Genomic DNA, 10,420 nt, shown 5'->3' with positions numbered 1-10,420 from the left:
TAGCATGAATCTCTTTTGGCGCTGCCTGATTACCTTGCTGTTGCTCATGCTGATGTCGATACCCGCCATTTCTGACGGCATTGCGCTGGGTATCGAAAGTCGCTTCCGGTTTATGCTGCTGTTTTTCTAAAATCACGCCCCGCTCCCGACATCCGTACCGCAAGATGCGGATGTCACATTCCTGTGTTAAACGCTCCCGGCGTTAATCATTTCATCGTGAGATCTCATATACTGGTGTGCGCTTGAGATTGACAGTGAGACATTATGCGACAGGAACACGTCATTTTACTGGATGCACAGGACACCCCTTCCGGCACGCTGGAAAAATATACCGCCCACACCGTTAACACACCATTGCATCTCGCCTTCTCCTCCTGGCTGTTCAATACAGAGGGACAGCTGTTGGTGACTCGCCGTTCGCTGGAAAAAAAAGCGTGGCCAGGCGTCTGGACTAACTCGGTCTGCGGCCACCCTCAACAAGGTGAAAGTCACGAAGAGGCTGTTATCCGCCGCTGTCGTTATGAGCTGGGCGTAGAGATTGCCAGTCTGACTCCCGTCTACCTGACATTTCGCTATCGCGCGACCGATCCCAGTGGGATCGTCGAGAATGAGGTCTGCCCGGTCTATGCAGCACGGGTGACCAGTGAACTGCAGGTCAATCGCGATGAAGTGATGGATTATCAGTGGAGCGACCTGGAGGCGGTTTTACGCGGAATTGACGCGACGCCGTGGGCTTTCAGTCCGTGGATGGTGATGCAGGCGTCAAACGATACGGCGCGAGCGTCACTCCTTAACTTTAGCCGTCAGCAATAAAAAACCCCGGCATGTCAGCCGGGGATTTTTTTATTAGCCGTCGCCGTGAAGCTTATTTGACCGGACGCATCGCCGGGAACAGGATCACGTCGCGGATGGTGTGGCTGTTGGTGAACAGCATCACCATACGGTCGATACCAATACCCAGACCCGCGGTCGGCGGCAGACCATGCTCCAGCGCGGTAACGTAGTCTTCGTCGAAGAACATCGCTTCGTCGTCGCCCGCCGCTTTCGCTTCAACCTGATCCTGGAAGCGCTGCGCCTGATCTTCCGCATCGTTCAGCTCGCTAAAGCCGTTACCGATCTCACGACCGCCGATGAAGAACTCAAAGCGATCGGTGATTTCCGGGTTCTCGTCATTACGACGCGCCAGCGGAGACACTTCTGCCGGGTATTCGGTAATGAACGTCGGCTGAATCAGATGCGCTTCGGCCACTTCTTCGAAAATTTCCGTCACGATACGGCCCAGACCCCAGCTCTTCTCGACCTTGATACCAATGGATTCAGCAATCGCTTTGGCGGAGTCGAAGTTATCCAGTTCAGCCATTTCCGTTTCCGGACGGTATTTCTTAATAGCCTCGCGCATAGTCAGTTTTTCGAACGGTTTGCCGAAGTCGAACACTTCATCGCCGTAAGGCACTTCCGTTTTACCCAACACGTCCTGCGCCAGCGTACGGAACAGAGACTCGGTCAGTTCGATCAGATCTTTATAGTCCGCATAGGCCATGTAGAGTTCCATCATGGTGAACTCTGGGTTATGACGCACGGAGATCCCTTCGTTACGGAAGTTACGGTTGATTTCGAATACGCGCTCGAAGCCGCCAATCACCAGACGCTTCAGGTACAGTTCCGGCGCAATACGCAGGTACATATCCAGATCCAGCGCATTGTGATGGGTGATAAACGGACGCGCAGACGCGCCGCCTGGGATCACCTGCATCATCGGGGTCTCAACTTCCATAAAGCCGCGACCGACCATGAACTGACGAATACCGGCCAGGATCTGAGAACGCACTTTAAAGGTGTTGCGGGATTCATCGTTAGAGATGAGATCCAGATAGCGCTGACGATAACGCGCTTCCTGATCCTGCAAACCGTGGAATTTATCCGGCAGCGGACGCAGCGCTTTGGTCAACAGACGCAATTCGGTGCAGTGGATAGACAGTTCGCCGGTTTTGGTTTTGAACAGCTTTCCTTTGGCGCCGAGGATGTCGCCGAGATCCCATTTTTTGAACTGCTCGTTGTAAACACCTTCCGGCAGATCGTCACGGGCAACGTACAGCTGAATGCGGCCACCCACGTCCTGCAACGTCACAAAGGACGCTTTCCCCATGATACGACGGGTCATCATGCGGCCTGCAACGGACACCTCGATGTTCAGCGCTTCCAGCTCTTCGTTCTCTTTCGCATCGAAGTCAGTATGCAGTTGGTCTGAGGTGTGATCGCGACGGAAATCGTTCGGGAAGGCGATACCCTGCTCACGCAGGCCAGCCAGTTTCTCACGACGCGTTTTCAGTTCGTTATTAAGATCGGCTACCGCGTCAGCGCCCTGTGCGTGTTGTTCAGACATGTTGGTTCCTCATAACCCTGCTTTCAAACTTGCTTCGATAAATTGATCCAGGCTGCCATCCAGCACCGCCTGCGTGTTGCGGGTTTCAACCCCGGTACGCAAGTCTTTAATGCGGGAGTCATCAAGGACGTAAGAACGGATCTGGCTTCCCCAGCCGATGTCGGATTTAGTGTCTTCCATCGCCTGCTTTTCAGCGTTTTTCTTCTGCATTTCCAGTTCATAAAGCTTCGCTTTCATCTGCTTCATGGCCTGGTCTTTGTTCTTGTGCTGGGAGCGATCGTTCTGACACTGCGTCACAATCCCGGTCGGGATGTGGGTAATACGCACCGCGGATTCCGTACGGTTAACGTGCTGACCACCCGCACCGGATGCGCGATACACGTCGATACGCAGGTCCGCCGGGTTGATTTCGATATCAATATCGTCATCCACTTCCGGGTAAACGAACGCGGAGCTAAACGAGGTATGGCGACGACCACCGGAGTCGAACGGGCTCTTACGCACCAGACGGTGAACGCCGGTTTCCGTACGCAGCCAGCCGTAGGCATATTCGCCAGAAATCTTAATGGTCACGGACTTGATCCCGGCCACTTCCCCTTCTGACTCTTCAATAATTTCGGTCTTGAAGCCGCGTGCTTCTGCCCAGCGCAAATACATACGCTCCAGCATGCTTGCCCAGTCCTGCGCTTCAGTACCGCCGGAACCGGCCTGGATATCGAGGTAGCAATCGGCGCTGTCATATTCGCCGGAGAACATACGGCGGAACTCCAGTTGCGCTAGTTTTTCGTCAAGCGTATCGAGTTCAGCAACGGCTTCGTTAAAAGTTTCTTCGTCGTCGGCTTCTACAGCCAGATCCAGCAGGCCGGAAACATCTTCCAGACCCTGAGACATTTGGTCGAGGGTGTCGACAATCGCTTCAAGCGAGGAACGTTCTTTACCCAGCGCCTGTGCGCGTTCGGGTTCGTTCCAGACGTCAGGCTGTTCCAGCTCGGCGTTTACTTCTTCCAGACGCTCTTTCTTGGCATCATAGTCAAAGATACCCCCTAAGAACGTCAGAGCGCTCCGTGAGGTCCTGAATGCGGTTTTTTACCGGATTAATTTCAAACATGGTCTGATTTCTTTTATTGGACTTGTCAAAATGCGGTGATAAGAGCGGGATTGTACCCAATCCACGCGCTTATTTATAGAGAATAGTGACGGGAAATTGGTCAGATTACACGGGCCAGATATTATCGATGATGATCTGCAAACTGCGGTTGCCGCGAAATTCGTTAATATCCAGTTTGTAGGCCAGCTCGACTTCGCGCACGCCGTTATCCGGCCAGCAGGCAGTGTCGACGTTAAAGGCGATGCCGTCTAACAGCGGTCCTCCGCCAACGGGTTCGACCATCACTTTCAAATGTCGCTCGCCAACCAGACGCTGCTGAAGCAGGCGAAAACGCCCGTCAAACAGCGGTTCCGGGAACATTTGCCCCCACGGACCGGCATCACGCAGCAGTTGCGCGACCTCCATCGTCATCTCCGCGGCGCTGAGCGGGCCGTCAGAGACCACTTCCCCCTGTAACAGCGAGGGATCCAACCATTCCGTGACCAGCTCGCCAAAACGCTGCTGGAACAGGTCGAATTTTGCCTCTTCCAGCGACAGTCCCGCCGCCATCGCATGGCCGCCGAATTTAATCATCAACCCCGGATGCAACGTATCCAGCCGCTCCAGCGCATCACGCATGTGCAGTCCCTGAATGGAACGTCCGGAGCCTTTTAGCGTGCCGTCGCCAGCCGGTGCGAAAGCGATCACCGGGCGGTGAAAACGCTCTTTAATGCGCGAGGCGAGGATCCCGACCACCCCCTGATGCCACTCAGGATGATACATCGCCAGACCTCCGGGCAGCGTTTCGCGACTGCGTTCCAGCTTCTCGCATAGGGTCAGCGCTTCCGCCTGCATTCCCTGTTCAATCTCTTTACGCGTCTGGTTTAGCGCATCCAGTTCGTTGGCCAGTACCCGCGCTTCGCCAATGTTATCGCACAACAGCAGCGCCACGCCGACGGACATATCATCCAGCCTACCCGCCGCATTCAGACGCGGACCAAGCGCAAACCCTAAATCGCTGGCGGCGAGTTTTTGCGCATCACGGTTGGACACTTCCAGCAACGCTTTGATCCCCGGACGGCATTTCCCGGCCCGAATGCGGCTTAAGCCCTGCCAGGTGAGGATTCGGTTGTTGGCATCCAGCGGCACCACGTCCGCCACGGTGCCCAGCGCGACCAGATCGAGCAGATCCGCCAGGTTTGGCGGCGCAATGCCGCGTTCGTCAAACCAGCCTTTGTCGCGCAGGAAGGTGCGCAGGGCGAGCATCAGGTAAAACGCCACGCCCACACCGGCCAGCGATTTCGAGGGGAAATCACAATCGGGCAGATTCGGGTTGATGATGGCTTCGGCGGCGGGCAGCGTCTCGCCCGGCAGGTGGTGATCGGTGACCACGACCGGGATCCCCAGCGCCCTGGCGTGATCCACACCGGCATGGGAAGAGATACCGTTATCGACGGTGACGATCAGCTGCGCGCCACGCGCATGGGCCTGATCGACCACTTCCGGACTTAAGCCGTAACCATCCTCAAAGCGGTTTGGCACGAGGTAGCTGATGTTATCGCAGCCCAGAGCGCGCATACCCAGCACGCTCAGGGCGGTACTGGTCGCCCCATCCGCATCGAAATCGCCGACAACAATGATGCGCGTCCCCTCGCGAAAGGCGTTATAGAGAATTTCGACCGCTTTTTCGACGCCGCTCAGTTGCTGCCATGGCAGCATGCCTTTGACGCTGCGCTCAAGATCCTGAGCACTGCGTACGCCACGGCTGGCATACAGGCGACGTAGCAGCGGCGAAAGGTCGGCAGGCAGTTCTACCGACTCATCGACTTCCCGCCGACGAAGTTGTATCTGTTGTTTCACGCGAATTACTTACCACTGGTCTGTTTTTGGTGCTCGTCAAGAAACGCTTTCATCTCTTTCGGTCCCTGATAGCCTGGCACGACATAGCCGTTGCTCAGCACAATCGCCGGTGTACCGCTTACGCCAAACTGCACGCCCAGCGCATAGTGATCCGCGATGTTCACCTCACAGGTCGCCGCTTTCACGCCTTTGCCTGCCATCGCGTCGTCAAACGCTTTGGCTTTGTCTTGCGCGCACCAGATGGACTTCATATCCTGCTCAGCCTGGCTTTCCAGTCCCTGACGCGGGAAGGCGAGGTAGCGCACGGTAATGCCCAGCGCATTGTAGTCCTTCATCTCTTCATGCAGCTTGTGGCAGTAGCCGCAGGTGATATCGGTAAAGACGGTAATGACGTGTTTTTCCTGCGGCGCCTTATAGACGATCATTTCGTTTTCCAGCGCGTTCAGATGCTTCATCAGCAGCTGGTTGGTCACGTTGACTGGCGTCGCGCCGCTGACATCGTACATTGGCCCCTGAATGATGTGTTTACCGTCTTCTGTCACATACAGCACGCCGCTGTTGGTCAGCACCGTTTTCATCCCGGCAACCGGGGCGGGTTGAATATCCGTGCTCTGCACGCCCAGTTTCGTCAGAGACTGACGGATCGCGGCGTCGTCGGCGTGTGCCAGGCCGGAAAACGCAGTGGTCAGCAGGGTAAACAGCATTAAACCTTTTTTCATAACCTTTCCTGTTCGCTCAGCATTCACGCTCTTGGGTGATGCTGTTGATGAAGTTGACGCAGGCGCGCTGTCGCAACATGAGTATAAATCTGCGTGGTGGAGAGATCGCTGTGACCCAGCAACATCTGCACCACGCGTAAATCGGCGCCATGATTGAGCAAATGCGTGGCAAATGCGTGGCGTAAAACGTGCGGCGACAGCTTTTCACTGTCGATTCCCGCTAAGACGGCATAGTGCTTAATGCGGTGCCAGAAGGTCTGGCGCGTCATCTGCTGCGCGCGCTGGCTGGGAAACAGCACGTCAATCGACACGCCGTTCAGCAGCCACGGACGCCCATGTTCCAGATACGTCTCCAGCCAGTACACCGCCTCTTCGCCCAATGGCACGAGACGCTCTTTATTGCCTTTACCAATCACCCGCACTACGCCCTGACGCAAGCTGACATCGCTCATCGTCAGTCCGACCAGTTCAGACACGCGCAGTCCGGTGGCATATAAAATCTCAAGCATGGCTTTATCGCGTAACTCCAGCGGTTGGTCAACCACGGGAGCTTGTAATAACCGTTCTACTTGCGCTTCACTGAGATCCTTCGGCAGACGCTGCGGGAGCTTGGGCGATGCCAGCGTCGCGCTTGGATCGTCGGTGCGAATTTTCTCGCGGTAAAGATGCTGGAATAGCCGCCGCACCGCGCTCAGCAGTCGTGCGGTACTGGTAGCTTTATACCCACCGTCCATCCGCTCGGCCAGCAAGGCCTGCAGATCGTCACTTTGCGCGGTTTCCAGCGACACCTGACGGTGCGCGAGCCACTCCACCAGCATGGTCAGATCGCGGCGATAGGCGCTCAGCGTATTTTCCGCCAGATTTTTCTCCAGCCAGAGCGCATCAAGGAATTGTTCGATGCGCGCAAAATCCTGTTCCACATCTGCTCCTTTGATTCTGCAGTCTGCCATTATGACTCAATGATACGGGTTTCTGGTACACTACGCGCAAAGTCATAGCAAGTATTGAGACGTTTACGCGATGAATATTGGTCTTTTTTACGGTTCCAGCACCTGCTACACCGAGATGGCTGCGGAGAAAATTCGTGACATCATCGGCCCGGAACTGGTGACGCTGCATAATCTGAAAGATGATGCCCCGGCCCTGATGGAACAGTACGATGTGCTGATCTTAGGCATTCCCACCTGGGATTTCGGTGAAATTCAGGAGGACTGGGAAGCCGTCTGGGATCAACTGGACGAACTCAACCTCGAAGGCAAAATTGTCGCGCTTTACGGTATGGGCGACCAGTTAGGCTACGGCGAGTGGTTCCTTGACGCGTTGGGCATGTTGCATGACAAACTGTCGACCAAAGGCGTCAAATTCGTCGGTTACTGGCCTACCGAAGGCTACGAGTTCACCAGCCCTAAACCGGTCATTGCCGATGGGCAGTTGTTCGTCGGTCTCGCACTGGATGAAACCAATCAATACGATCTCAGCGATGAGCGTATTCAGGCGTGGTGCGAGCAGATTCTCGGTGAAATGGCCGAGCACTATTCCTGATAACCGTTTTGCCGGATGATGGCGTAAACGCCTTATCCGGCCTACATGACACACCGCATCGTAGGCCTTAAAGCTGCCCGCCATCAGGCATTCGTCGGCACTACCCTTGCGTCGACGGTTGCATCATCAGGCGGCGTAAATCCCGCCATTCCGCCTTATCCATACTGTCAGCCGCGAGCCACAAATGCTGGCGTTTACCGGTTTCTGAGCGCAAGCGCAGCATCATGCCGGTTTTGATCATCCACGGTGCACTGACGATAAGCCAGTCCTGCCCCTGCCAGCGGAGCCGTCCATCCATCAGAAGTTTGACCTCTCCCTGACGGGCGTTAATTCGCCGCTGGCTGCGGACACAGTCAAACACCACCAGCGAAAGCAGTATCAACCACAGCGGCGTGTAGCTCAGCGGCCATGGCATTAATAGAATCGCCGCGGCCACCAGCCCATGCAGAAGGAGTGATAGCCACTGTGCGCGCCATGAGACGCGGAGATCAGATTGCCACAGGACCACGATCCCGATTCCGTGTCTGGATGAGTCGTACCATCTGCTCCAGTTCAGCATCTGCCGGTTTACCGTGATTCATCAACCAGTTGAATAAATCCGGGTCATCACACTCCAGCAGGCGGATAAAAATACGTTTTTCATCATCACTCAACGTGTCGTATTCATGTTCGAAAAACGGCATGATGGAAATATCGAGTTCACGCATACCGCGTCGGCATGCCCAGTGAATACGTGCTTTATTGTTAATATCCATGTTCTTCTTCCTGTCTCACTCAAATGAACTACCCGGCTATTGTAACGTGTTTTTCATCCTGTTTTGCGGGAATATCCGTAACCACAAGCGCGATCGCTAATTAAATCCCCAATAAGTCAATGGGTTCATGTTTTCTGGATGCCGCCTCGCAATCTGTAAGATAAGGCACAAATGGGACTATCAAAGCGCTTGCATTGGGCCATAGCTCTTTTACCATTAGTCATTATCACTGCGTTAAGCAAATCAGGACATTTTTATGGCATTTACTCCATTTCCACCTCGTCAACCCTCAGCTTCAGCGCGTTTGCCCTTGACGCTGATGACGTTAGATGACTGGGCGCTGGCCACGATTACCGGGGCTGACAGCGAGAAGTATATCCAGGGTCAGGTGACAGCTGACGTGAGTCAACTGACTGAACACCAACACGTCCTGGCCGCCCACTGCGACGCTAAAGGAAAAATGTGGAGCAACCTGCGGCTGTTCCGCGACGGCGACGGTTTTGCCTGGATTGAACGCCGTAGTCTGCGTGATGCGCAGGTGGGCGAACTGAAAAAATACGCTGTGTTCTCGAAAGTGACGATTGCCCCAGACGACGAACGCATACTGCTGGGTGTGGCGGGTTTCCAGGCGCGTGCCGCACTGGTGAATCTGTTCAGCGAACTGCCCGACAGCGAAAAGCCTGTCACGCATGAAGGAGCGACGACCCTGCTGTGGTTTGAACATCCGGTAGAACGCTTCCTGTTGGTTACCGATGTGGCAACCGCGGAAACCGTAACCGAAAAACTGCGTGGTGAAGCCGAACTGAATAACAGTCAGCAATGGCTGGCACTGGATATTGAGGCCGGTCTGCCGGTGATTGATTCAGCAAACAGCGCGCAGTTTATCCCGCAGGCGACTAATCTCCAGGCGCTGGGCGGTATCAGCTTTAAGAAAGGCTGCTATACCGGTCAGGAGATGGTGGCGCGAGCGAAATTCCGCGGGGCGAACAAACGCGCGTTATGGTCTCTGGCGGGTAAGGCCAGTCGTGTACCGGAAGCGGGTGACGATCTTGAAATGAAAATGGGTGAGAACTGGCGTCGTACTGGCACCGTCCTCGCGGCAGTGCAACTGGATGACGGTCAGCTACGGGTACAGGTGGTGATGAACAACGATATGGAGGCCGACAGTGTATTCCGCGTGCGCGACGATGCCAACACATTGCACATCGAGCCGCTGCCCTATTCACTGGAAGAGTAATTCATCAGCACCTGATGGCGCTTCGCTTATCCGGTCTACGGGGAAAAGTCGTAGTCCGGATAAGACGGTAAAGCATCACATCACGCCTGTCCTACGTACAAATAGATGGCCAGAAAGTGGCATACGCTGCCGCCCAGCACAAACCCGTGCCAGATAGCATGGTTGTAGGGAATACGCTTACTGACGTAGAAAATCACTCCCAGCGAATAGACCACGCCGCCTACGGCCAGTAGCGTTACGCCGCCCACCGCCAGTTTGATCGCCAGTTGATACACCACAATCAGTGACAGCCACCCCATCGTCAGATAGGTCACCAGCGACAGCACTTTAAACCGGTGGGCTATCGTCAGTTTGAATAAAATGCCGAGCAGCGCCAGACTCCAGATAACGATCATTAGCCCACGCGCCAGCGGTGAATTTAGCCCAACCAGCAGAAACGGCGTATAGGTCCCGGCAATGAGCAGGTAAATCGCACAGTGGTCGAATTTTTTCAGCCAGATCTTCGCCCGCTGATGTGGTATCGCGTGATACAGGGTCGACGCCAGAAACAGCAAAATCATGCTGCCGCCGTACAGGCTGTAACTGGTAATCGCTGTCGCACTGGCATTCATATCCACCGCCTGCACCAGCAGCAACACCAGACCGACGATACCAAACACCAGCCCAATGCCATGACTGATGCTGTTGGCGATTTCCTCTGCCAGTGAATATCCTTGCGCGATTAATGGCTTCTGGACCATAACTTACTCCGGAGAAACGAACTTGTTCGTGATTGCGCCTCTAGCGTAACTGAGAATGGTTCCAGTGAACACCTGTTAGCTAAAATAAATATCATTT

Annotated in this window: 12 protein-coding genes; 4 read left to right on the top strand and 8 right to left on the bottom strand. The window is 54.9% G+C overall.

Annotated features, from left to right (window positions below):
• The first annotated feature begins 4 nt into the window (after positions 1-4).
• The gene (locus AB7E14_RS14115) at positions 5-130 is read left to right on the top strand and encodes a hypothetical protein (RefSeq protein WP_099433739.1); all 126 of its coding nucleotides are present in this window, start codon (positions 5-7) and stop codon (positions 128-130) included.
• A 134-nt stretch (positions 131-264) separates the two neighbouring features.
• Positions 265-813, top strand: coding sequence for an isopentenyl-diphosphate Delta-isomerase (gene idi, locus AB7E14_RS14110; protein WP_042999371.1), 549 nt, complete (start codon positions 265-267; stop codon positions 811-813).
• Between the two features lie 52 nt (positions 814-865).
• Here idi and lysS read toward each other — a convergent pair whose 3' ends face one another.
• From lysS to xerD, 5 genes are all read right to left on the bottom strand, one after another.
• The gene (gene lysS / locus AB7E14_RS14105) at positions 866-2,383 is read right to left on the bottom strand and encodes a lysine--tRNA ligase (RefSeq protein WP_316962069.1); all 1,518 of its coding nucleotides are present in this window, start codon (positions 2,381-2,383) and stop codon (positions 866-868) included.
• Positions 2,384-2,392: 9 nt separating this feature from the next.
• Positions 2,393-3,491, bottom strand: a protein-coding gene (prfB, locus tag AB7E14_RS14100) for a peptide chain release factor 2 (protein WP_099433741.1) whose coding sequence is annotated in 2 segments (ribosomal slippage) — positions 2,393-3,415 and positions 3,417-3,491 — 1,098 coding nt in all. Because the reading frame shifts where the segments join, the coding sequence is not laid out codon by codon here.
• A gap of 105 nt (positions 3,492-3,596) precedes the next feature.
• Positions 3,597-5,330 (bottom strand): single-stranded-DNA-specific exonuclease RecJ, encoded by a 1,734-nt coding sequence (recJ, locus tag AB7E14_RS14095; RefSeq protein ID WP_042999369.1) that lies wholly within the window; start codon positions 5,328-5,330, stop codon positions 3,597-3,599.
• A 5-nt stretch (positions 5,331-5,335) separates the two neighbouring features.
• Positions 5,336-6,049, bottom strand: coding sequence for a bifunctional protein-disulfide isomerase/oxidoreductase DsbC (gene dsbC, locus AB7E14_RS14090; protein WP_054176762.1), 714 nt, complete (start codon positions 6,047-6,049; stop codon positions 5,336-5,338).
• A 23-nt stretch (positions 6,050-6,072) separates the two neighbouring features.
• Positions 6,073-6,969: a site-specific tyrosine recombinase XerD gene (xerD, locus tag AB7E14_RS14085; protein WP_058587100.1), complete on the bottom strand. Its 897-nt coding sequence runs from the start codon at positions 6,967-6,969 to the stop codon at positions 6,073-6,075.
• Positions 6,970-7,069: 100 nt separating this feature from the next.
• Here xerD and fldB point away from each other — a divergent pair, with 100 nt between their 5' ends.
• Entirely contained in the window at positions 7,070-7,591 is a 522-nt protein-coding gene (gene fldB / locus AB7E14_RS14080; RefSeq protein ID WP_042999366.1) for a flavodoxin FldB, read from the top strand.
• Between the two features lie 100 nt (positions 7,592-7,691).
• Here the strand turns inward: fldB and AB7E14_RS14075 are convergent, their stop codons facing one another.
• Positions 7,692-8,099: a protein YgfX gene (locus AB7E14_RS14075; protein ID WP_044254016.1), complete on the bottom strand. Its 408-nt coding sequence runs from the start codon at positions 8,097-8,099 to the stop codon at positions 7,692-7,694.
• Positions 8,080-8,346 (bottom strand): FAD assembly factor SdhE, encoded by a 267-nt coding sequence (gene sdhE, locus AB7E14_RS14070; protein WP_042322123.1) that lies wholly within the window; start codon positions 8,344-8,346, stop codon positions 8,080-8,082. Before sdhE ends, AB7E14_RS14075 begins: the two co-directional genes overlap by 20 nt.
• 256 nt (positions 8,347-8,602) lie before the next feature.
• Between sdhE and ygfZ the strand changes: the two genes are divergently transcribed.
• On the top strand, positions 8,603-9,583 hold the full coding sequence (gene ygfZ, locus AB7E14_RS14065) for a tRNA-modifying protein YgfZ (RefSeq protein WP_042999364.1): 981 nt from the start codon (positions 8,603-8,605) through the stop codon (positions 9,581-9,583).
• 80 nt (positions 9,584-9,663) lie between these two features.
• On the opposite strand, the gene trhA is transcribed toward ygfZ, so the two are convergent.
• Positions 9,664-10,323 carry a PAQR family membrane homeostasis protein TrhA gene (gene trhA, locus AB7E14_RS14060; protein ID WP_042999363.1) on the bottom strand — a complete coding sequence of 220 codons (660 nt, stop codon included), beginning with the start codon at positions 10,321-10,323 and terminating at the stop codon, positions 9,664-9,666.
• Positions 10,324-10,420: the final 97 nt, after the last annotated feature.

The sequence above is a fragment of the Citrobacter sp. genome (assembly GCF_050252275.1).
GTDB lineage: Bacteria > Pseudomonadota > Gammaproteobacteria > Enterobacterales > Enterobacteriaceae > Citrobacter_A > Citrobacter_A amalonaticus.
The sequence above is the reverse complement of the archived record's forward strand: the minus strand, read 5'-3'. Positions and strand labels throughout refer to the sequence as shown.

What these genes read in the sequence shown, in the direction of transcription:
- idi (WP_042999371.1), top strand. Translation starts at nt 265, where the DNA reads ATGCGACAGGAACACGTCATTTTACTGGATGCACAGGACACCCCTTCC.
- AB7E14_RS14115 (WP_099433739.1), top strand. Translation starts at nt 5, where the DNA reads ATGAATCTCTTTTGGCGCTGCCTGATTACCTTGCTGTTGCTCATGCTG.
- trhA (WP_042999363.1), bottom strand. Translation starts at nt 10,323, where the DNA reads ATGGTCCAGAAGCCATTAATCGCGCAAGGATATTCACTGGCAGAGGAA.
- lysS (WP_316962069.1), bottom strand. Translation starts at nt 2,383, where the DNA reads ATGTCTGAACAACACGCACAGGGCGCTGACGCGGTAGCCGATCTTAAT.
- ygfZ (WP_042999364.1), top strand. Translation starts at nt 8,603, where the DNA reads ATGGCATTTACTCCATTTCCACCTCGTCAACCCTCAGCTTCAGCGCGT.
- fldB (WP_042999366.1), top strand. Translation starts at nt 7,070, where the DNA reads ATGAATATTGGTCTTTTTTACGGTTCCAGCACCTGCTACACCGAGATG.
- sdhE (WP_042322123.1), bottom strand. Translation starts at nt 8,346, where the DNA reads ATGGATATTAACAATAAAGCACGTATTCACTGGGCATGCCGACGCGGT.
- dsbC (WP_054176762.1), bottom strand. Translation starts at nt 6,049, where the DNA reads ATGAAAAAAGGTTTAATGCTGTTTACCCTGCTGACCACTGCGTTTTCC.